Raw genomic sequence first — 22,386 nt, 5'->3', positions numbered from 1 at the left:
CGGGACGGTCGGCCTTGACGACGAGGTAGGGCCAGGCTAGCGGGTGGTCGGTCGGTGGCGTGCGGGGGGCCGACCGCGTCCGCTCGTCGCGATCAGGTAGAGCCCGCCGGCCACGAGCCCCCAGAAGGCCGCGCCGATCCCGCCGACGGCGAGCCCCGACGCGGAGACCAGCACGGTGATCGCGGCCGCGTCGCGGTGTGCGGCCGACCCGAGGGCGGCGCTCGCGGCCCCGGCGAAGGTGCCGATCAGGGCGAGCCCGGCCACGGTCTCGACGATCCCGTCGGGCGTGGCCTCGGCCACGGCCGCCACCAGGCCGGCCAGCGGGCCGAAGGCCAGATAGGTGAGGCCCCACGAGACGCCGGCGACCCACCGCTTGCGCGGGTCGGGGTGTGCCTCCGGTCCAGCGGCGAGGGCCGCCGAGATGGCGGCCAGGTTGATGGCGTGGCCGCCGGCCAGAGCTCCGAGACTGGTCGCCGCGCCGGCGTAGGTGAGCGGCCCGCGGAAGTCGGGGCGGTAGCCGAACGAGCCCAGCACCGCCATGCCCGGGATGTTCTGGGAGGTCATGGTCACGAGGAACAGGGGTAGACCCAGCGCCACGATCGCCGGGAGGCTGAAGGTCGGTGCCACGAGGTCTACCACTGGGCGGGCGGAGCCGGCGGGCACGTGGCTGAACGTGCCGGTGACGACCATGACCCCGGCGGCGGCGACGAGCGCGGCCGGGACGGCCCAGCGTGACCGGGCTGCGACGAACGCGAGCCAGGTCAGGACGACCGGGGCGATGGCGGCGGGGGAGTGCGAGAGCGCGCGGAACGGCGCGACGCAGAGGGTCAGCAGGACGCCCGCGAGCATCGCCTGGGCCAGCGCGGTGGGGATGCGGGCGACCAGGTCGCCCAGCGGACGGATCAGCCCGCAGAGGGCCAGAAGCACACCCACGACGACGAAAGTGCCTACTGCTGTAGGGAATCCACCGTGCGGCGCCGCGGCGGCCGCCAGCAGTGCGGCTCCCGGGGTCGACCACGCCATCGTGATCGGCATCCGCAGCCGCCAGGAGAAGACCACGCAGCCCAGACCCATCGTCAGGCAGAGGGCGAGCAGCCCCGAGGCGGCCTGCTCGGGCGTGGCCCCCACGGCGCGCAGACCACTCAGCACGACCGCGAACGACGAGGTGAATCCCACCAGGGCACAGACGATCCCGGCGAGGACGGCGTGCTTCATGCGGTGGGGCCCCACTCGGTCAGGTAGTCGTCCACGGCGCTCATGGGTCGAGGGTAGTGCGCCGACCCCGTCGAGAGTCAGCGGGTGACGGCGAAGCGTCCGTGCGCACCCCGCTCGGCGTCGGCCATGACGTGCGAGACGAACGGGTAGTGGCCCGGCTCGGGGAAGGTCAGCTCGACGAACCCGCCCTGGGCGGCCTGCAGCCCGAGCGCCTGCGCGCCACCGTCCCGTCCGCCGAAGGCGTCCCGGCCGTCCTTCAGCAGGTAGCCGCCCTCGTGGTAGACCGTGTCGAACTGGCCCCCGACCACGTGGAAGGAGCTGCTGCGGCTGGGGCCGCTGTCGAGCACCCAGATCCGCACGCGCTCACTGACTTTCGCGGGCAGCGGGTGGTGGTCGTACTGGTTGGCGATGCCGTTGAACACCACGGCGTCCGGGGTCTCGGCGCTCACCTTGTCGGCGTCGACCTCGCCGTCCTGGGCGCCGAGGTAGACCTCGGACTGCACGAGCAGGTAGGAGCGGGCGACCGCCGGCAGCCCGGGGGGCTCGATGACGACCGCGCCGGTCATGCCCGCGGCGATGTGTGCCGACATGGGCATGGTGGAGCAGTGATACATCCAGATGCCGGCGCGCTCGGCGGTGAAGCGGTAGACGAGCGACTGACCCGGCGCGATCGTGCGCATCGGCCCGTCGGGCGCGAGGTTGCTCGCGTGGAAGTCGATCGAGTGACCCATCGACCCCTTGTTGACCAGGGTGACCTCGAAGACGTCACCGACGCGTCCGTGCAGCGTCGGCCCGGGTGTAGAGCCGTTGTAGGTCCAGCGCTTCTGCCGGACACCGGGCGAGACCTCGACGACGACCTCCTCCACGGTGAGGGTCAGCCGGTGCACCCGCTCGCTGCCGAGCGGTGGCAGCACCGCGTCGTGCACGGGCGCGCCCGGTGTGGGTGCGCGCGAGAAGTCGAGATCGGCCGCGGCTCCGCTGCCGGCGCTGCCGGCCGTGCCCGCCGCGCCCGCTGCCCCCGCCGCGCCCGGCTGGTGGCCGCCGTGGGCGCTACCGGTGCTGTTGGCGCTGCTGGCCGTGCTGGTGCCGTCGCCGCCGGTGGTGACGATGCGCAGGGTCATGCCCATCTGGCGGTGACCGATCACCGAGCACCAGGCGTCCATCGGCCCGTCGACGACCCCGACGTCGACCTGCGTGCGTTCGCCCGGCCCGAGCCGACCGGACGTCGCGCCGTTCTCGATCACCAGGTCGTGCACGTTGGTCGGGTCCGCGTTGACAACGGTGATGACCAGCCGGTCGCCGAGCGGCACCGAGACGGTGGCGGGGTCGAAGCGCATGTCGCGCGCCGTGACCGTGACGGCGGTCGTGTGCCCGGTGGCCGCCACCGTGCTGGCGCGGCGCCCGACGAGGCCGGCAGCGGTCGGGTCCAGGGCCACGCCGACGCCGGCCACCACGACGAGTGCCAAGGCGCCCGCCAGGGCTCCGCGCAGCCCGCCGCTCACCGAGGGCGAGCCGGCCCCCGCGCGAGGTGCGAGGTCGGTGCGAGGCGCGAGGTCGGCGCGAGGCGCGAGGTCGGCTCGGGGCGTGATCTCGACCGGAACGCCAGATCGCTTGATCTGCAGCCCTTTTCGCAGCGCCACGATCAGCAGCGGCAGGAACGCGACCAGAGCCAGCTCGACGAGCACGGACACGGCGGCGCGCACCAGGCTGGGCACCGGCAGCAGGCAGATCAGCAGGCCGAGGTTGGTGATCACGACCCGCGCGATGCCCCAGCGCTCGAGCCGCTCGCGCATGGCGCGCGCCACGGCCGGACCGCCGCCGAGGACGGCCGGCAGCAGGTGGGTCGAGGCGCCGATGACGGTCTGCAGCGCGAATCCCACGGCGAAGATCGTGGTCACCAGCCCGTAGTCCCCACCCATCGGAGCGAACGAGCCGTGCCGCAGCAGCGTGACGACCAGCAGCGCCAGGCCCGCGCCGAGCCACGCCTGGCCGAACGCCACCGACCAGGTGGCGAGCTCGGTGGGCGGCTTGCGCACGGCGGTCTCGATGCCGGCGACCCACGTCGTCGCCAGCCCGATCCCGTAGACCACGAGCCCGGCCGCCGCGACCCTGACCAGCCCCAGCGTGGCACCGACGGCGACGAGGGCCACCGCGGCGACGAGGACCGGCAGGGCGAGGGTGGTGAGCCGCTCGGCCCGCGGGCTCATCCGGGTGCGCAGCATCGTGGGCCACAGGGTCAGCAGCGTCCCGACGACCGACAGGCCCACCCAGCCGAGCAGGTTGATCATCGTGTGCGCGACGAGCAGGCGGCCACGCAGCTCCTCGCCCGGCCCGGTGGCGAGCAGCACACCGTAGGTGATGCCCACCGGCAGCAGCGCCGCCGCGGCCACGTAGTAGCGCACGGCTGTCGCGAAGCGTGGCCCGACGCTCGCCCGCAAGGCCCGCGCGAGGTCTACCCCGTGCCAGAGGGCTCCGGCGGCGACGAGGGTGCCGCCGAGCGCGGCCGCGTGCCACTGCCCGAACGGCACGGTGAGCAGCACCACCAGGGCGCCGACGTCGACCAGCAGCAGCTGACGCGACTGGCGCTCGCGGGGGAAGGCCTCCGGCCCCGGCTTCAGCAGGGCCTCGGCGAAGTGGGTGCTCCACACGACGATCGAGTGCGTCACGGCTCCCAGCAGCACCAGGTGCACCATCAGCCACCGGGACTCCGGCAGGAAGCGGTGCACCAGGCTGACCAGGAACGCGGCGAGCAGCCAGACCACCACCGGCCGGTCACGCAGCGGCCACGGCCCCCGGGCGCTCATCGTCGCTCCGCCGCCCGCCCCAGCTCAGCTATTTGCATGACGTAGACGGTAATAAAAAGGATGAGCGTTGGCGAACCCGCCTCAGATGGCCTGACCCAGGTGGGCGAGGGCCTGGCGCAGCAGGGTGCCGTGGCCGCGGCCGAACTCGCTGAGGATGGCCGCGTCGGCGAGCTCGAGCGGCGAGAGCCAGACCAGGTCGAGGGCGTCCTGCGAGGGCCGGCAGTCGCCCTGCACCGCGACGACGTAGGCGAGCGCCACCGCGTGCTGGCGCGCGTCGTGGAAGGGCGTGACGCCGGGCGTCGGGAAGTACTCGGCGACCGTGAAGGGCTGCGGTGAGGCGGGGATCCGGGGCAGCGCCATCGGGCCGAGGTCCTTCTCGATGTGCCGCAGCAGGGCGTCCCGCAGCCGCTCGTGGTAGAGCACCCGTCCGCTCACCAGCTCACGGTTGACGCCCGAGTCCTCGGACATGCGCAGCAGGGTGCCGACCGCCTGCAGCTCGCCGCGATGGTCCAGCCGCACCGGCACGATGTCGACGTAGAGGATCGGGAGGCGATCGCGAGCCTGCTGGAGCTCGTCGTGGCCGAGCCAGGAGGAGTTCGTCTCGACGTCGGCCGCGTCCAGGCCGTCCCGACGGGTCATGGCGCGGGGGCGGGGTGCAGCGGGGGAGTCGTCATGGCGCCATTGCATCACGAGTTGGCGGCCCCGGGTGGGACCCGATCGAGGCCACCTGAGACCATGAGGACATGCCCGTGACGGACGAAGCCCAGGTCAGAGCCCTGATCCGACGCGCACCCGCGCACCCTCGGGTCGTGTCGTCAGGGGCCTCCGTGGCGCCGCTCGCCCTGCTCGGCCTCGTGGACGACGAGCTCGACACCTACCGGCTCAACATCATCAATGCCTCACCCGGCGTCCCGGTCCGTGCAGGGGTGGAGCACGAGACCGTGTTCATCGGGCCGGGCGTGCGCGGCCTGCCGGGGTTGCGCTACACGCCGTGCCGGCTCTCGTTGGTCCCCTACCTGTTCGACTCGACGTTCGCGCCGGACATCGTCCTCGCGCACGTGTCGCCGCCTCGCAACGGGCGGGTGTCGCTCGGCATCGAGGTCATGACCATGGTCGCGGCCATCGAGTCTGCCCGGGCCAGAGGGGCGCTCGTGCTCGGCCAGGTCAACGCCGCGATGCCCTACACCTTCGGGGACGGCGAGCTCGACGTTACCGACTTCGACGCGCTCTACGAGTCCGACCTGCCGTTGGCCCTCCCGGACCTGCCGACCGTAGACCCCTCGCCGGACTTCGTGCGGATCGGCGAGCTCACGGCGGCGCGGGTCGCAGACGGCGCGACGCTGCAGCTCGGGATCGGGGCGGCGCCCGATGCGACCCTGCCCGGGCTCGCCGCGCGCCGCCACCTCGGGATCTGGTCCGAGATGTTCTCCGACGGCGTGCTGCGGCTCGAGCGGGCGGGCGCCCTGGACTCGCGCCGGGACATCGTCGGGTCCTTCGTCGTCGGCTCGGCCGAGCTCTACGAGTGGATGCACCTCAACCCACGCGTGGTCATGCGGCGGACCGAGGTGGTCAACAACCCGGGCGTCATCGCCCGCCAGCCGCAGCTGACCAGCATCAACACCGCCCTGCAGATCGACCTGCTCGGGCAGGCGAACGCCTCGCGGGTGCGCGGGCGGGTCTACTCGGGCTTCGGGGGACAGACCGACTTCATCGTGGGGGCGCTGCACAGCCGCGGCGGCCAGGCGCTGATGGCGCTGCGCTCGATCCACCCCAAGACCGGCACCTCGACGATCGTGCCGCGGCTCGAGGAGCCCGTGACCTCCTTCCAGCACTCGGCCGTCATCACCGAGCAGGGGGTGGCCGAGGTCTTCGGGCACCCCGAGGCCGAGCAGCGGCACAACCTGATCGAGCACGCCGCCCACCCCGACGCCCGGCCGCTGCTGCGGGAGGCGGCCCGCGAGCTGGTTGGGGTCTAGCAGCGGGTCACGTCGCGCGTCGCGACGCGCACCGACGCCGGGCTGAGAGCCCGCTGAGGGCCGGCCTCGACCCACGCGGTCGGGTTGACGACAACCGCTGGTGCTGGAATAGCGTGCAAGGGTCCACCCGCGGCGGGTGGAGACAAGGGGAGAGTCGTGCTGCGCAAGGCCGGTCGAGCGAAGGCTGTGGGGCCGATCGGCGCGGCTGCCCACGAGCAGGGCGTCTACCAGCTGCTCCGGTCCTGGCGCGAGCTGTCGCCCGAGGGCCCGGTGCGCCTCGCGAAGGCCACGTCCAACCTGTTCCGGCCGCGCGACCGCGCGCAGCGTGGTCTGGACGTCAGCGGCCTCGCCGGCGTGATCAGCGTCGACCCGGTAGCCCGCACGGCCGACGTCCAGGGCATGTGCACCTACGAGACCCTCGTCGACGTCACCCTCGCCTACGGGCTGATGCCGCTCGTCGTCCCCCAGCTGCGGACCATCACCCTCGGCGGTGCGGTCACCGGTCTCGGCATCGAGGCCACGTCCTTCCGCAACGGGCTGCCGCACGAGTCGGTGCTCGAGATGGACGTGCTGACCGGCTCGGGCGAGATCGTCACGGCCGATCCCGAGGGGCCGCACGCCGACCTCTTCGACGCGTTCCCGAACTCCTACGGCTCCCTCGGCTATGCCGTGCGGCTGCGGATCGCGTTGCAGCCCATCGGGACTCACGTCTCGACCCGCAACCTGCGGTTCACCGACCTGGGCGAGCTCGCCGAGGTCGTCGACGCGGTGTGCCGCACCGGCGCCCACGACGGCGTGCGGGTCGATGGTCTCGACGGAGTCGTCTTCGGCCCGGGCGACGCGGTGCTGGTCCTCGCCACCTTCGACGGGATCGACGGCGCCCCAACAGGATCCGCCACGCCGAGCGACTACGTCGACGGCATCTACTACCAGTCCTTGCGCGACCGGGCGACCGATCGGCTCACCGCCCACGACTACCTCTGGCGGTGGGACACCGACTGGTTCTGGTGCTCCTCGGCCTTCGGCGTGCAGGACCCGCGCATCCGCAGACTGTGGCCCCGATCGCTGCGCCGCAGCGATGTCTACCACCGGATCGTGGGTCTGGAGAACAGGTTTCACATCGCTGCAGGCATCGACCGGCGGCGCGGGCTCCCCGACCGGGAGCGTGTCGTGCAGGACGTCGAGGTGCCGCTGGGTCGTCTCGTGGAGTTCGTCGACTGGTATCTCGACAACGTCCCGATGACGCCGATCTGGTTGTGCCCGTTGCGGCTTCGTGAGCCGGCCGGTCCCGGCTCGGCGCGCTCGTGGCCGCTCTACCCGTTGGTGCCGGGGGAGGTCTACGTCAACGTCGGGTTCTGGGGGACCGTCGCCATCGAGCCCAGGCGCAGCGACGGAGACGTCAACCGCGCCATCGAGGCCAGGGTGAGCGAGCTGGACGGTCACAAGTCCCTCTACTCCGACGTCTACTACGACCGGGCGACCTTCGACCGGCTCTACGGCACAGCGGCGCTCGACGCGGTGCGGGAGCGCTACGACCCGACGCAACGTCTGACACATCTCTACGACAAGGTGGCGAACTGACATGGTCGAGCTGCGGTTTCACGGGACCGGTGACGGACACCCCGCGACGCTGGGCGATCTCATCCACACGGTGACCACGGGCGAGCTGCCCATGCGGATCACCGCGTTCGACGGCACCGACGTCGGCCCGCAGGACTCACCCGTCCGCATCGAGGTCAAGAACCGCCGCGGGCTGGACTACCTGCTGACCGCGCCGGGCGACCTCGGCATCGCCCGCGCCTACCTCATGGGCGACCTCGAGGTGTACGGGATCCACCCCGGGAACCCCTATCAGGCGTTCCAGCTGCTCAAGTCCGGAGTCTCCACCCGACGCCCCAAGGCGCGCGAGATCGCTGACCTGGCCAAGGGATTCGAGCTGCACAAGCTGCGCACACCTCCGCTGCCCGCCCAGGAGGCGCCGGCCCGGTGGCGTCGCCGGCTCGAGACCAAGGTCCCCGCGACGTCCAAGCTGCGCGCCGCGCGGGCGATCAGCCACCACTACGACGTGTCGAACGCGTTCTACGAGAAGGTCCTTGGCCCGTCGATGGCCTACACGTGCGCGGTCTACGCCAGCGACGCGGACACCCTCGAGCAGGCGCAGGAGCGCAAGTTCGACCTCGTCGCGCAGAAGCTCGCCCTCAAGCCGGGCATGCGACTGCTCGACGTGGGCTGCGGCTGGGGCGGCATGGTCCGGCACGCCGTGAAGCACTACGGCGTCACTGCCATCGGGGTGACCCTGTCCAAGGAGCAGGCCAGCTGGGCGTCGGCCGCCATCGAGCGCGACGGGCTCTCCGACCACGCCGAGGTGCGGCACCTGGACTACCGCGACGTACCCGAGGCCGACTTCGACGCCATCAGTTCGATCGGGCTGACCGAGCACATCGGGGTGCGCAACTACCCGGCCTACTTCGGCTATCTGCACGGCAAGCTGGCCGAGGGTGGCCGACTGCTCAACCACTGCATCACCCGCGCCGACAACAAGGCGGGAGCACGGCCCGAGCCGTTCACCGATCGCTACGTCTTCCCCGACGGCGAGCTCGGGTCGCCGTCCCAGGTGATCGGGGCCTGCCACGACGCGGGCTTCGAGGTGCAGCACGACGAGAACCTGCGCCTGCACTACGCCAAGACGTTGGCCGCCTGGTGTCAGAACCTCCAGGACAGCTGGGACTTCTGCGTCGACGAGGCCGGCGAGGGCACCGCCAAGGTGTGGGGCCTCTACATGGCCGGCTCGCAGTTCTCCTTCGAGGCCAACTGGCTGCAGCTGCACCAGGTGCTGGCCACCAAGGTCGGCCCCGAGGGCCAGAGCAGCTACCCCTGGCGCCCCGACTGGGACCCGTCCCCGTCGGTGTCGTAGCCCGCCGCGTCTCGCCGCCCGGGCGCCGGCCGAAGACAGTGGCGGTCTGCACGTCGGATGTGACCAGCAGGCTGCCACCGTCGTGCGGGACTTAGACGAAGCGGCAGTTATCCACACCCCTCACTGCACGCAAACGCGATCAAACGCATGATCGTGGCGTGGGAAGCCGCCAGGACCTGCCGCCGCACCTGAGGGCGCGTGCGCTCGAGCGGTCCGGCGTGCTCTCGCGCACCGAGCTCCTGCAGGCCGGCCTTGCGCCGACCGTGGTGGCGCGGATGGCGGGGGAGTGGGCGACGGTGATCCCCGGGATCTACTGCCTCGACGCCCGGCCCGAGACCGCGCCGGCACGGCTGAGCCACGCGGTGCGGGTCGAGGCCGGGTTGCTGCACGCCGGGCCGAGAGCCGTGGCCAGCGGGCTGACCGCGGCCCACCTCGACGGCTTGGTAGACCGTGAGCCGCATGGGGTGACCCTGCACGTCCCCGGCCGGCGCCTCGCCCCGGTCACCGGCTGGTCGTTCGTGCGCGTCACGCCAGGGCACCGGCTCGGCCCTCGACCCCTCACGCCTAGGCGAACCGCCATGGAGGACACCGTGCTCGACGTCGTGGCGCTCCGCGACCAGGCGGCCGCACCGGCTGCCGCCCTCGGTGCGTCAGTTCGTCGCGCCCGGGTCGACGCACCCGTCCGACGGTGCCTACCCCGAGCTCAAGATCCTCATCGAGCACGACGGCCGGGCGTTCCACTCCGGGGTGGCGGCCTTTCGTGACATGGACCTGGACAACGCGGCGGCGGTGTCCGCGTGGCTGACCCTGCGCTACGGGTGGCTGCAGGTCGCCGAGACCCCTTGCCGGGTGGCGCGTCAGGTGGTCCAGGCCCTGCGCTCGCGCGGGTGGCACGGCCGACCTCGCCCATGCTCGGCGTCCTGCGTCGTCGAGCCGTGACGATGGTGGCGGTCTGCACGTCAGATGTGACCAGCAGACTGCCACTGTCCTGGTCAGGGCGGGTGGACAGGTGCGGCTAGACTGGATGCACAGGCGTTCGAGCCGCGATCAACGGCGAGCCTCCGGAAGAACGGCGCGAGCGCGCTCACTAGACCCGGACGGGTGGGCCCGTCACAGCCTTGACCAGAGCGGTCGTAGACCTCCCGCGCACCGGTGGGGGCGGGCCACGGCAAGCGGGGTGGTACCGCGGTGCGTCACGGCGCACCGTCCTCGCAGACGACGCGGCTTCGGCCGACGACCACCCGCACCGCCCGCGACACCCTCTGGAGCAGCTTCCATGTCCTACCCCCGGGTCGACACCGCAGCACGTGCCGCCTCCGCCGCCGACACGTCGGCGACCGACGCCACCGACGCCACCGCTACCGACGGGCCCACCGTCACCGGCGTCCCGTCCAGCCCGCGCTTCCCGGAGATCGAGGAGCGCATCCTGCGTTACTGGGCCGAGGACGGCACCTTTCAGGCCTCGGTGGACGCCCGCGACGCCGGCGAGAACGGCAGCAACGAGTTCGTGTTCTACGACGGGCCGCCCTTCGCCAACGGCCTGCCGCACTACGGCCACCTGCTCACGGGCTACGTCAAGGACGTGGTGCCGCGCTACCAGACGCTGCGCGGCAAGCGGGTCGAGCGACGCTTCGGCTGGGACACCCACGGCCTGCCCGCCGAGCTCGAGGCGATGAGCCAGCTCGGCATCAAGACCACCGAGGAGATCCACGAGCTCGGGCTCGCGGCGTTCAACGACGCGTGCCGCGAGTCCGTCCTGCGCTACACCGACGAGTGGCGCGACTACGTGACGCGGCAGGCGCGCTGGGTCGACTTCGAGAACGACTACAAGACGCTGAACCCCGAATACATGGAGTCGGTCATGTGGGCGTTCAAGCAGCTCCACGACAAGGGGCTCGCCTACGAGGGCTTCCGCGTCCTGCCGTACTGCTGGAACGACGAGACGCCGCTGTCCAACCACGAGCTGCGGATGGACGACGACGTCTACCAGATGCGTCAGGACCCCGCCGTGACGGTCGGGTTCCGGCTCGAGACGGGCGAGCTCGCCCTGATCTGGACGACGACGCCGTGGACCCTCCCCGCCAACCTCGCGGTGATGGTGGGCGGCGACCTCGACTACGTCGTCGTCGAGTCCGACCTCCCCACGGGTCGCACCGAGCGCTACATCCTCGGCGAGTCCCGCCTGCAGCACTACGCCCGCGAGCTGTTCGGCGACGCCAAGGCCGACGTCGCGAGCCGGGTCGTCGAGCGGCTCAAGGGCGCCGACCTGGTGGGTCGCACCTACACCCCGCCGTTCGCCTACTACCTCGGCCACGACAACGCCTTCCGCGTCGTCGAGGCGGAGTTCGTCACGACCACCGACGGCACCGGGCTGGTCCACACCGCAGGCGCGTTTGGTGAGGACGACAAGGTCGTCACCGACCGCGAGGGCATCGAGGCGGTCATGCCCGTCGGCGCCGACGGGCGGTTCACCGCGCCCGTCGACGAGTACGCCGGGATGCTGGTCTTCGACGCCAACGCCCACGTCATCGACGATCTCAAGGCCGCGACCCGCGGTGCGGCAGAGCACGGTTCGGTCACCGACGGCACCGTGCTGCTGCGCCACGAGACCTACGACCACTCCTACCCGCACTGCTGGCGGTGCCGGCAGCCGCTGATCTACAAGGGGGTGTCGAGCTGGTTCGTGTCCACGACAAAGATCCGTGACCGCATGCTCGAGCTCAACGACGAGATCACCTGGGTGCCCGAGCACATCAAGCACGGGCAGTTCGGCAAGTGGCTGGAGAACACGCGCGACTGGTCGATCTCGCGAAACCGCTTCTGGGGCAGCCCGATCCCGGTGTGGAAGTCCGACGACCCCACCTACCCGCGCATCGACGTCTACGGCTCGTTCGCCGAGCTCGAGGCCGACTTCGGGGTCAAGGTCACCGACCTGCACCGTCCCTACATCGACGAGCTCACCCGCCCGAATCCCGATGACCCGACGGGGAAGTCGACGATGCGGCGGGTCACCGACGTGCTCGACTGCTGGTTCGAGTCGGGGTCGATGAGCTTCGCCCAGGTGCACTACCCGTTCGAGAACGCCGAGTGGTTCGAGCACCACTTCCCGGGCGACTTCATCGTCGAGTACATCGGGCAGACGCGTGGGTGGTTCTACACCATGCACATCATGGCGACCGCGCTGTTCGACCGGCCGGCGTTCTCGAGCTGCGTCAGCCACGGCATCGTCCTCGGCAACGACGGGCAGAAGATGTCGAAGTCGCTGCGCAACTACCCGGACGTGCGCGACGTGTTCGAGCGCGACGGTGCCGACGCCATGCGCTGGTTCCTCATGAGCAGCCCCATCCTGCGCGGCGGCAACCTCATCGTCACCGAGCAGGGCATCCGCGACGGTGTGCGCCAGGTGATCATCCCGCTCTGGAACGCGTGGTACTTCTTCTCGTTGTACGCCAACGCTTTTGATGGCGGTGCGGGCTACGAGGCGAAGACCTCCACGGCGTCCAAGGACGTGCTGGACCAGTACCTCCTGGCCAAGCTGCGCGAGTTCGTCGAGGACACCCAGCGCCAGCTCGACGCCTACGACATCGCGTCGGCGTGCGACTCGCTGCGCTCCTTCCTCGACGTGCTGACCAACTGGTACATCCGGCGCAGCCGAGAGCGCTTCTGGGACACCGGCTCCGACCAGGCCAAGGAGACGGCCAAGCAGGCGTTCGACACGCTCTACACGACGCTGGAGACGGTGACCCGGGTCGCGTCGCCGCTGCTGCCGCTCGTCACCGAAGAGATCTGGCGCGGCCTGACCGGCGGTCGCTCGGTGCACCTCACCGACTGGCCGGACGCCGCCGAGCTGCCGGCCGACCACGCCCTCGTGGCGTCGATGGACCGCGCCCGCGAGATCTGCTCGGTCGCCTCGTCGCTGCGCAAGGCCGAGAAGCTGCGGGTCCGTCAGCCGCTCAAGTCGCTGACGGTCGTCACCGAGAACGCCTCTGCGCTCGAGCCGTTCGTCGGGATCATCCGCGACGAGGTCAACCTGCGCGAGGTCGTGCTGCGGGACGTCAGCGAGGTCAGCGAGGCCGACTTCGGGGTGACCCACCGCCTCACCGTCAACGCGCGCGCCGCCGGTCCGCGCCTCGGCAAGCAGGTGCAGCAGGTCATCAAGGGGTCCAAGACCGGGGACTGGTCGGTGGCCGAGGACGGCTCGGTCGTCTGCGCCGGAGTCCCGCTGGAGCAGAACGAGTACACCCTCGTCACGGTGGTGGCCGACGACGCCGAGGGTGACAGCCAGGCGACGGCCATGCTGCCGGGCGGCGGCTTCCTCGTGCTCGACACCGAGGTGACCGACGAGCTCTACCGCGAGGGGGTCGCGCGCGACCTCGTCCGGGCCGTGCAGCAGGCGCGCCGCGACGCGGGCCTGGACGTCACCGACCGGATCTCGTTGACCATCACCGGTGCTGAGGACGTCTTCGCAGCGACGGTCGACCACCGCAACCTGCTGGTCGAGGAGACGCTCGCGACCCAGTTCGGCTCCGCGCCCACCCTGGACGCGCTGCCGGCCGGCGACGGCGTGGCCCAGGTCGACGTGGGCGACGCCCTCGTCGCCCGCATCCGAGTGGAGAAGGTGTGATGAACCCCGGTATCGACGACGAGGCCCTGCGCACGGGGCGGGCCCGCGTGGCCCGCTCCGGCTCCCCGGACGCGGCGCGGCGCGAGGCCGCGGAGCGCCTGGAGGAGACCAAGCGGATGCGCGAGATCGAGCAGGCCATCTTGGCCCGCAACCCCGAGAGCGACGCCGTGCCCACGCTCGAGCGGGTCCAGGAGGTCATGACCCTGCTCGGCGACCCGCAGCGCAGCTACCCCGTGGTGCACCTCACGGGCACCAACGGCAAGACCACGACGACGCGCCTGATCGAGCTGCTCCTGCGCGAGCACGGCCTGAACACAGGGCGATTCACCTCGCCGCACCTGCACGACATGCGGGAGCGCATCGTCATCGGCGGGGAGCCGATCTCGCCCGAGCGGTTCATCGCCGCCTACGACGACGTGCTGCCGTTCGTCGAGATGGTCGACCGGGCCTGGCAGGACCGCGGGCAGCCGCGGCTGTCCTACTTCGAGGTGCTCGTGTGCGTCGCCTACGCCGCGTTCGCCGACGCCCCTGTCGACGTCGCCGTCGTCGAGGTCGGCCTCGGCGGTCGCTGGGACGCGACCAACGTCGCGGACGGCCAGGTCAGTGTCGTGACGCCCATCAGCATCGACCACACCCGCCTGCTCGGCTCCACGGTCGAGCAGATCACCTCCGAGAAGTCCGGCATCATCAAGCCCGGTGCCATCACCGTCAGCGCGGCCCAGGAGCCGGTCGTCTCCGACCTGCTCGTAGAGCGTGCCGCCGAGGTGGGTGCCCGTCTCGCGGTCGAGGACGAGGAGTTCGGGGTGGTGAGCCGCGAGGTCGCCGTCGGGGGCCAGCTGCTCACCCTGCGGGGCCTCGCCGGGGATTACGACGACGTCCTGCTCCCGCTCTTCGGCGAGCACCAGGCGCACAACGCCGCGCTCGCCCTGGCGGCCGTCGAGGCGTTCCTCGGGGAGGGGAGCAGCGGCTCGACCCCGACGTCGTGCGCGCGGCGTTCGCCGCCGCCTCGAGCCCGGGCCGCCTCGAGATCGTCCGCCGCTCACCGACGGTCATCGTCGACGCGGCGCACAACCCGCACGGCGCCCGGGCGCTGCGCGCGGCCCTGTCCGACGCGTTCACCTTCACCCGGCTGGTCGGGGTGGTGGCGATCTTCGTGGACAAGGACGCGGCGGGCATCCTTGAGGAGCTCGAGCCGGCGTTCGACGAGATCGTCGTCACCCGCACCACGAGCCCGCGCGCCATGAAGCCCGCCGAGCTCGGTGAGCTCGCGGCCGACATCTTCGGCGAGGACCGGGTGACCGTGGTCGACAACCTGCCCGACGCCCTCGAGAAGGCCGCCGAGCTGGCCGAGGCCGACGCGATCGCCGGGGGCGCCGGCGCCGGCGTCGTCGCCACCGGGTCCATCACCATGGCGGCCGAGGTCCGGATGCTCCTCGGGGTGACCGGCGCATGACGCCAGGCCTCCTGGTCTACGGCGTGCCGCGCCGGCTGACCCGCATCATGCTGGCGGCGGTCGTCGGCTCCGAGTCGATCATCATCCTGTTCGCCGCCACCCTCGCCCGGGGGATCGCCGCCGCCGAAGGGCACCAGATGGCGATGACCTGGCTGTGGCTCGGCATCGCGCTCGCGGTCCTGGCGCTGGTCGCGGCCGGGACGCTGCGGCGGCCGTGGGGCGTGACGCTCGGCTGGGTCGTGCAGCTGCTCGGCCTGACCTACGCGCTGGTCGTGCCGATGATGCTCGGGGTGGTCATCATCTTCGGCAGCCTCTGGCTCACCGCGATGTTCCAGGGCCGACGGATCGACGACCTCGCCGAACGTGGGGACCGCCGGACCGAGCCGCCGGCCCCCCGATAGGCTGGCACCATGACTGCTACCGAACGCTCGCTGGTCCTCGTCAAGCCCGACGGCTACTCGCGCGGCCTCACCGGAGAGGTGCTGCGCCGCATCGAGGCCAAGGGCTACCGCCTGGTCGCGCTGCAGATCCTCACGCCGACGACCGACATGCTGCACCGGCACTACGCCGAGCACGAGGGCAAGCCGTTCTTCGGACCGCTCGTGGAGTTCATGTGCTCCGGTCGGGTCGTCGCGGTCGCCATCGAGGGCGAGCGCTGCATCGAGGGCTTCCGCTCCCTCGCGGGCGCCACCGACCCGACCAAGGCCGCGCCCGGCTCGATCCGCGGTGACCTGGGTCGCGACTGGGGGCTCGCCGTCCAGGCCAACATCGTGCACGGGTCGGACTCCCCGGAGTCGGCCGAGCGCGAGCTCGCGATCTGGTTCCCCGAGCTGTAGAGCGGGTCGACCCGTGGCAGCCCAGACCGCCCGTGAGGTCCTCACCTCTCGTCGCCCGGTGCTGGCCATCTCGCCGCACCTGGACGACGTCGTGCTGTCTGCGGAGGCCTTCGTCGGCCGCCCGGACGGCCCGCATGGCCCGGACGGCCCGGACGCGACGGGCGCCATCGACGTCCTGACGGTCTGCACCGGCCGCCCCGCGGTCGCCGAGTCGCAGCCCTGGGACGAGCAGGCCGGTTTCGCCGACTCCGACGAGGCGATGACCGCCCGGCTCCTCGAGGACGAGCTGGCCTTCGCCGGCACGCCGCACCGGCGGCACCGGCTCGACCTGCTGGACAGCCAGTACGTCCCGGGCGAGCGCTCGCCCGGCGACAGCGAGCGGCTGGCCCGGTGGGTCGAGGACTGGGTGGCCGCGCACCCGGACGCGCTGGTGCTGCTGCCCGCCGGCGCGGGCGCGGCCGTGCCGCCGGCTGCCGCGACGTCCGGCGAGAGCGCTCCCGAGGTGCAGCCCCAGGCCCAGCAACACCCCACCCCCACCCTCGTAGACCGACTGGTCGCCACGGCCCGCCGCGGCGCGCGCGTGGCTGGTCGGGTGGCTGGTCGGGTGGGCCGACGGGTGGCCGGCAAGGCAGCCCGCACGGCCGAGCGGGTGGTGCTGCGGCAGCCCACCCCGAGCTGGGGTCCGTCGGCCAACGGCGACCACGTGTGGGTGCGCGACACGGTGGCGACGGCGTTGCTGGGCTCGCCGCACGAGGGGGTGCGCGTGGCGTTCTACGAGGAGGTGCCGTATCGCTTCGGCGGGCGCGGCGACCAGAGCGTGACCGCGCTGCTGGAGCGTCTCGGCGCGCAGGCGCGGCGCTGCGAGCTGGGGATCGACCGGCGGGCCAAGGCGGCTCGCGTCGCGGCCTACGCCAGCCAGGTGCCCCTGCTGACCGACGGGCAGCCGCCGCTCAGTGAGCCAGGGGGCCTGCCGTCGACGGAGCGCTACTGGGTCGTGCGGTGACGATCGAGCACTCGCGGTAGGGCTCGAACCGACCGCCGGCCAGCCCGGTGGCGCGTCCGGCGAGCCCGACGATGCCGACCATGCTGTCGGCCATGACGTCGTGGTCGTGGTGCCGCAGCCCGCTGACCAGGTGCACGAACGGCCAGCGCAGGTCGCCGAGCAGGTGCTGCACGGCAGCGCCGCGGCCGTGCAGCTGGCAGTCGGTGAGGGCGTTGGCGGCGTTCTCGACGAAGGCCCGGTGCAGGACCGCACGGTCGGTGAGCCGGGCGGCGGGGATCGGCTCGTTGACCGCCGCGTCGTCGACCCAGCCGAAGCGCGCGCCGAGCGCCTTGGCGCGGGCGAAGAAGGCGTAGTCCTCGCCGCCGGAGAGGCCGTGGTCGTCGGGATACCACGGGTCGCCGACGAGGTCGACGACCCGTCGCCCGAGGGCGGTGTTCTGGGCGCCGTTGATCATGTCGACCAGGCCGTTGGCCCGCGGACGCAGGCTCGCCGCCATGTAGGCGCGCGCGATGGCCCGGTCGTGCTCGCCGACCCCGTGCAGCACCCGGCCGCCGACGATGTCGGCGCCGATCTGCTCGCCCTGGCTGAGCAGCCGCTCGAGGCAGCCGGGCGTGAGGGTCCCGTCGTCGTCGTACATCACCAGCCAGCGCCACGTCGGCACCAGCTCGGTGGCCGTGCGGATCAGCTGGTTGCGCACCTGGGAGATGCCGCGCTCGGTCACCGCGCGGTAGTGCAGGTCGAGCCGGAGCTCGTCCGCGAGCTCGGCGACCAGGGCCGCGATGGCCGGGTCACCGTCGTTGTCCGCCACCACCACCGTCACGGGATGCGGACCGGCCTCGGGCGCCAGGCTCTCCAGCAGCGCACGCAGCAGCGCCGGCCGCCGATAGGTGGGCACCCCGATGACGACGTCAGACCAAGAATTCATGATGCTCTACCCCCTGGTGACCAGCGTAGACCTGCCCTGCAGACGCTGCTCGAAGGGGTCCTCGTTTTGCGCCGATCGGAGGAGGGTGGCTGCGCTGCGTGCTCACACGGCGTCGCAGCGAACCCCCCGCACACAGCGAGACCGGCCCCGCCCGGGGAGGGGCGGGGCCGGTCTACGAGGTGGTCAGCAGCAGCGCGTCGTCGGGTTGCGCTCCTGGTCGGCGTACTTCGCCTTCCAGAACTCCTTCTCCGACGGCACCGGCCGGTCCGGGTGCTCGCGACGCAGGTGCTCCGCGTAGCGCTCGTAGGCGTCGGCACCGGTGATGCCGCGCCAGTACCACCGGACGGCGCGGCCGGCCTTGAGCAGACCGGACGCGGCGCCCGACGTGGAGCCGACCGAGCGGACCATCAGCGGTGCACGCCCTGCGGCGACGGGTCGAGTCCGGCTTCCTTCCACTCGGCCAGGACCTCCTTCTCGGCGGCGGTGGGAACGAAGCCGCTCGGCGCGAAGATCCGGCTGGGGACGTCCTCGCTCTCCGAGGTGGGCAGGCCACCGAGGCGCAGCGCCTTGGCCACGACGGCGAGCGCCGCGAGGACCACGATGATGACCAGCACCGCGAACAGCACCGACAGGATCGTCTGGATGGTGGTGTTGCGGATGACGGCGTCCATCTCGCCCATGGTCTTGGCGGGGGCGATGATCTTGCCGGCCTCCTTGCCCGCGACGTACTTGTTGTGGTTGGCCCAGTAGCCGATGGCGGGGACGCTGGAGAAGATCTTCTGGAAGGACGCGGTCAGGGTCACCGTGAGCAGCCACGCCAGCGGGATGCCCGGGATCCAGGCCCAGCGGGTCTTGCCCTGCTTGATCACGACCGTGAAGACCACCGTGAGCGCGATGCAGGCGAGCAGCTGGTTGGCGATGCCGAACAGCGGGAACAGCGTGTTGATGCCGCCCAGCGGGTCGGTGACGCCCATGACCAGGATGGAGCCCCAGCCGAGGACGACGATCGCCGAGCAGACCCACGCGCCGACGCGCCAGGACGGGTCCTTGAACCGGCCGAGACCGGGGATGTTGCCGATCGCGTCGGAGAACATGAAGCGCGCGACCCGGGTGCCGGCGTCGATCGTGGTGAGGATGAACAGTGCCTCGAACATCACGGCGAAGTGGTACCAGAACGCCTTCATCGACGCGCCGCCGAAGAAGGACATCACCTCGGACATGCCGAACGCGAGCGTCGGGGCGCCACCGGTGCGCGAGACGATCGACTTCTCACCGACCGAGGTCGCGGCGTTGGCGATGAAGTCCGCGGTCTGCGGCGGCACGGGGTCACCGTTGGGCAGCGTGAGCGGGAGCTTGTTGGCCCACGCCACGGCGTTCTCGGGGGTGCCGCCGGTGAGGGCCTTCGGGGCGTTCATGATGAAGTAGAGGTGCTGGTCGAGGATGCACGCGGTGACCAGCGCCATGATCGCGACGAACGACTCGGTGAGCATGCCGCCGTAGCCGATGATGCGCGCCTGCGACTCCTTCTCGATCAGCTTCGGGGTGGTCCCCGAGGAGATCAGCGCGTGGAACCCCGAGATGGCTCCGCAGGCGATGGTGATGAACAGGAACGGGAACAGCTGGCCGGCGAAGGCCGGGCCGGTGCCGTCGCGCCCGAACTGCGTCAGGGCCGGCATCTGCACGGTCGGCGCGGTGATGAGGATGCCGAGCGCGAGCACGATGATCGTGCCGACCTTCATGAACGTCGACAGGTAGTCGCGCGGGGCGAGCAGCAGCCACACGGGCAGCACCGAGGCGGCGAAGCCGTAGGCGCACAGCCACAGCGCCAGCGCCTTGGGGGAGAGGGTGAACAGCTCGGCGCCCCACGCGGAGTGGCCCACCCAGTTGCCGGAGATGACCGCGAACAGCAGCAGGGCCACACCGATGACCGAGACCTCGGTGACCTTGCCCGGTCGCAGGAACCGCAGGTAGACGCCCATGAACAGCGCGATCGGGATCGTCATCGCGATGGAGTAGACCCCCCACGGGGACTCCGCGAGCGCACCGATGACCACGATGCCGAGGACCGCGATGATGATGATCATGATCGACAGCACGCCGAGGATGGCGGCCCAGCCACCGATCGGGCCGAGCTCGTCGCGGGCCATCTGGCCGAGGCTGCGGCCGCGACGGCGGATCGACAGGTGTAGGACCATGTAGTCCTGGACCGCGCCGGCGAAGATCACGCCGAGGATGATCCACAGCGTGCCGGGCAGGTAGCCCATCTGCGCGGCGAGGATCGGGCCGACGAGCGGGCCGGCGCCGGCGATGGCGGCGAAGTGGTGACCGAACAGCACGCGCCGGTCGGTCGGCATGAAGTCCTTGCCGTTCGAGAACTCCTCCGCCGGGGTGGCGCGGGTGTCGCGGGGGACGAGCAGCTTGTACTCGACCAGGCGCGCGTAGAAGCGCAGCGCGATGATGTAGGAGCCGACGGCCGCGAGCACGAGCCACACGGCGTTGACGTGCTCGCCCCGCACGAACGCCACCATCGCCCAGGCGACGGCGGCCACGATCGCGATCAGCGCGAAGACCGCCTTGTCGACGGTGCTGCTAGTCGGTGGTTCCTCGACGGCGACCGGTGGGCGGTCGGGATCGGTTCTGAGCTTGCGGACGGTGTCATCGGTGACAGCCATGGCGGGCCTCGTGGGACGGTGAGCGGACTGAGAGGGACAAGGCGGACCGTAGCCCTCCCGGGCCCGTTCTCTCCGTCGGGGCGCCTGCCTGTGCCCGGATCGTGACCAGAGTTCCTTCGCGTGCCGAACCCATTAGGCTTGTCGTCATGGCTGACTTCGATGTGGTGGTCCTGGGCGCCGGCCCGGGTGGTTACGTAGCGGCGATCCGGGCGGCACAGCTCGGCAAGAAGGTCGCCGTCGTGGAGAAGAAGTACTGGGGTGGTGTCTGCCTCAACGTCGGGTGCATCCCCAGCAAGGCGCTGCTGCGTAACGCCGAGCTGTCCCATGTGCTGACGCACGAGAAGGCGAAGTTCGGCATCGAGGGCGAGGCCACGATGGCCTACGGTCCCACCCACAAGCGCAGCCGCCAGGTCTCCGCGGGCATCGTCAAGGGTGTCCACTTCCTGATGAAGAAGAACAAGATCACCGAGATCGACGGCTGGGGCACGATCACCAGCCCCACGTCGATGAGTGTCGCCAAGGACGACGGCTCCACGCAGGAGATCACCTTCGACAACCTCATCATCGCCACCGGCTCGGTCACCCGCATGCTGCCCGGCGTCGAGGTGTCCGACAACGTCGTGACCTACGAGGAGCAGATCCTCGACGACACCCTCCCCAAGAGCATCATCATCGCCGGCTCGGGTGCCATCGGCGTCGAGTTCGCCTACGTGATGAAGAACTTCGGCGTCGACGTCACCATCGTCGAGTTCCTCGACCGGATGGTCCCCACCGAGGACGCCGACGTGTCCAAGGAGCTCGCCAAGCAGTACAAGAAGCTCGGCGTCAACGTCCTGCTCGGCACCAAGGTCGAGTCCGTCGAGGACACCGGCTCCGGCGTCAAGGTCACCGTCAGCCCCGCCAAGGGTGGCGAGCAGAAGGTGCTCGAGGCCGACCGGCTGCTCTCCGCCATCGGCTTCGCGCCGCGCACCGAGGGCTTCGGCCTCGACACGATCGGCGTGCAGCTGACCGACCGCGGTGCCATCGCCATCGACGACTTCATGCGCACCAACGTCCCCAACGTCTACGCGATCGGCGACGTCACCGCCAAGATGATGCTCGCCCACGTCGCCGAGGCCATGGGCATCGTCGCCGCCGAGACCATCGCGGGCGCCGAGACCATGCCGATCGACTACGCCTTCATCCCGCGCGCCACCTACTGCCAGCCGCAGATCGGCTCGATGGGGTTGTCCGAGCAGCAGGCCAAGGACGCCGGCTACGACGTCAAGACCTCCACCTTCCCGTTCAGCGCCAACGGCAAGGCGCAGGGCCTCGGCGAGGCGGTCGGCTTCGTCAAGGTCATCGCCGACGCCAAGCACAACGAGATCCTCGGCGCCGCCATGATCGGCCCCGACGTCACCGAGCTGCTCCCCGTCCTCAACGCCGCGCAGACCTGGGACCTCACCGCCACCGAGCTCTCCCGCGTCGTCTTCGCGCACCCCACCCTGGGCGAGGCCGTGAAGGAGGCGCTGCACGGCATCGACGGGCACATGATCAACTTCTGATCCTCCCGCTCCCTGTCGGGTCCCCGGCGCCGCACCGCTCCGGGCGACCGACACCGGCCGGGATCGGTCTGGGCCTGTCGCACGCTCCTTGACGGCCCTGGACCGATCCCGGCCGTTGTCGTTCGCCCTCCCTTGCGCGTCGGGTCCCGCTGCCGCGACCGTGCGGGGTGGGGATCCGCGCACGAACCCGTGTGGTGCGCAGGGTCGGGAGGGCGGCGTCTCTCGGTTTCTTGGGTGTCTCTCGGGAGGGTGCGCGGATGACCTGGTAGGGCGGGTGGTCTACCGGATGCCTGGAGCTTGCGGGGTGGGGATACGCGCACGAACCCGTGTGGTGCGCAGGGTCGGGAGGGCGGCGTCTCTCGGTTTCTTGGGTGTCTCTCGGGAGGGTGCGCGGATGACCTGGTAGGGCGGGTGGTCTAC

16 protein-coding genes and 1 pseudogene are annotated in these 22,386 nt (G+C 71.2%); 11 read left to right on the top strand and 6 right to left on the bottom strand.

The features are described 5' to 3' along the window. Window positions 1-36 precede the first annotated feature (36 nt). The 3 genes from MM440_RS05770 to MM440_RS05760 form a co-directional block, all read right to left on the bottom strand. Window positions 37-1,215: a benzoate/H(+) symporter BenE family transporter gene (locus tag MM440_RS05770; protein ID WP_241443314.1), complete on the bottom strand. Its 1,179-nt coding sequence runs from the start codon at window positions 1,213-1,215 to the stop codon at window positions 37-39. Between the two features lie 77 nt (window positions 1,216-1,292). Beyond that, a complete protein-coding gene (locus MM440_RS05765) occupies window positions 1,293-4,019 on the bottom strand; it encodes a multicopper oxidase domain-containing protein (protein WP_241443312.1) in 2,727 nt (908 codons plus the stop codon). Between the two features lie 81 nt (window positions 4,020-4,100). Continuing rightward, window positions 4,101-4,658, bottom strand: coding sequence for a DUF4916 domain-containing protein (locus tag MM440_RS05760; RefSeq protein WP_241443309.1), 558 nt, complete (start codon window positions 4,656-4,658; stop codon window positions 4,101-4,103). 170 nt (window positions 4,659-4,828) lie between these two features. Here MM440_RS05760 and MM440_RS05755 point away from each other — a divergent pair, with 170 nt between their 5' ends. From MM440_RS05755 to MM440_RS05710, 10 genes and pseudogenes are all read left to right on the top strand, one after another. After that, on the top strand, window positions 4,829-5,995 hold the full coding sequence (locus tag MM440_RS05755) for an acetyl-CoA hydrolase/transferase family protein (RefSeq protein WP_241443308.1): 1,167 nt from the start codon (window positions 4,829-4,831) through the stop codon (window positions 5,993-5,995). A gap of 156 nt (window positions 5,996-6,151) precedes the next feature. Continuing rightward, window positions 6,152-7,576, top strand: a complete 1,425-nt coding sequence (locus MM440_RS05750) for an FAD-binding oxidoreductase (RefSeq protein WP_241443306.1) — start codon at window positions 6,152-6,154, stop codon at window positions 7,574-7,576. Between the two features lies 1 nt (window position 7,577). Beyond that, window positions 7,578-8,909: a class I SAM-dependent methyltransferase gene (locus tag MM440_RS05745; RefSeq protein ID WP_241443304.1), complete on the top strand. Its 1,332-nt coding sequence runs from the start codon at window positions 7,578-7,580 to the stop codon at window positions 8,907-8,909. 158 nt (window positions 8,910-9,067) lie between these two features. Continuing rightward, window positions 9,068-9,673, top strand: coding sequence for a type IV toxin-antitoxin system AbiEi family antitoxin domain-containing protein (locus MM440_RS05740; protein ID WP_241443302.1), 606 nt, complete (start codon window positions 9,068-9,070; stop codon window positions 9,671-9,673). A 1-nt stretch (window position 9,674) separates the two neighbouring features. Next, window positions 9,675-9,848, top strand: coding sequence for a hypothetical protein (locus MM440_RS05735; protein WP_241443300.1), 174 nt, complete (start codon window positions 9,675-9,677; stop codon window positions 9,846-9,848). A gap of 337 nt (window positions 9,849-10,185) precedes the next feature. Further along, window positions 10,186-13,533: an isoleucine--tRNA ligase gene (gene ileS, locus MM440_RS05730; RefSeq protein ID WP_241443298.1), complete on the top strand. Its 3,348-nt coding sequence runs from the start codon at window positions 10,186-10,188 to the stop codon at window positions 13,531-13,533. Window positions 13,534-13,649: 116 nt separating this feature from the next. Further along, window positions 13,650-14,986 (top strand): annotated as a pseudogene (locus tag MM440_RS05725) (bifunctional folylpolyglutamate synthase/dihydrofolate synthase). After that, complete coding sequence (locus tag MM440_RS05720; protein ID WP_241443296.1) at window positions 14,983-15,387, top strand: DUF4233 domain-containing protein; 405 nt, start codon at window positions 14,983-14,985, stop codon at window positions 15,385-15,387. Before MM440_RS05725 ends, MM440_RS05720 begins: the two are co-directional and overlap by 4 nt. Window positions 15,388-15,396: 9 nt before the next feature. Further along, window positions 15,397-15,822 (top strand): nucleoside-diphosphate kinase, encoded by a 426-nt coding sequence (ndk, locus tag MM440_RS05715; protein ID WP_241443294.1) that lies wholly within the window; start codon window positions 15,397-15,399, stop codon window positions 15,820-15,822. Window positions 15,823-15,835: 13 nt separating this feature from the next. Beyond that, window positions 15,836-16,825 carry a hypothetical protein gene (locus tag MM440_RS05710; protein ID WP_241443293.1) on the top strand — a complete coding sequence of 330 codons (990 nt, stop codon included), beginning with the start codon at window positions 15,836-15,838 and terminating at the stop codon, window positions 16,823-16,825. Here the strand turns inward: MM440_RS05710 and MM440_RS05705 are convergent. From MM440_RS05705 to MM440_RS05695, 3 genes are all read right to left on the bottom strand, one after another. Further along, on the bottom strand, window positions 16,773-17,750 hold the full coding sequence (locus MM440_RS05705; protein ID WP_241443291.1) for a glycosyltransferase family 2 protein: 978 nt from the start codon (window positions 17,748-17,750) through the stop codon (window positions 16,773-16,775). The genes MM440_RS05710 and MM440_RS05705 overlap by 53 nt on opposite strands. A gap of 183 nt (window positions 17,751-17,933) precedes the next feature. Beyond that, on the bottom strand, window positions 17,934-18,158 hold the full coding sequence (locus MM440_RS05700) for a YbdD/YjiX family protein (protein WP_241443289.1): 225 nt from the start codon (window positions 18,156-18,158) through the stop codon (window positions 17,934-17,936). Beyond that, entirely contained in the window at window positions 18,158-20,422 is a 2,265-nt protein-coding gene (locus MM440_RS05695) for a carbon starvation CstA family protein (protein WP_241443287.1), read from the bottom strand. The genes MM440_RS05700 and MM440_RS05695 overlap by 1 nt, the downstream gene beginning before the upstream one ends. Window positions 20,423-20,568: 146 nt before the next feature. Here MM440_RS05695 and lpdA point away from each other — a divergent pair, with 146 nt between their 5' ends. Further along, complete coding sequence (gene lpdA / locus MM440_RS05690) at window positions 20,569-21,966, top strand: dihydrolipoyl dehydrogenase (RefSeq protein ID WP_241443285.1); 1,398 nt, start codon at window positions 20,569-20,571, stop codon at window positions 21,964-21,966. The last annotated feature ends 420 nt before the right edge of the window (window positions 21,967-22,386 follow it).

Origin of the sequence: Arsenicicoccus piscis, assembly GCF_022568835.1 — a bacterium.
GTDB lineage: Bacteria > Actinomycetota > Actinomycetes > Actinomycetales > Dermatophilaceae > Arsenicicoccus > Arsenicicoccus piscis.
This window is presented reverse-complemented; position numbering and strand designations above follow the sequence as displayed.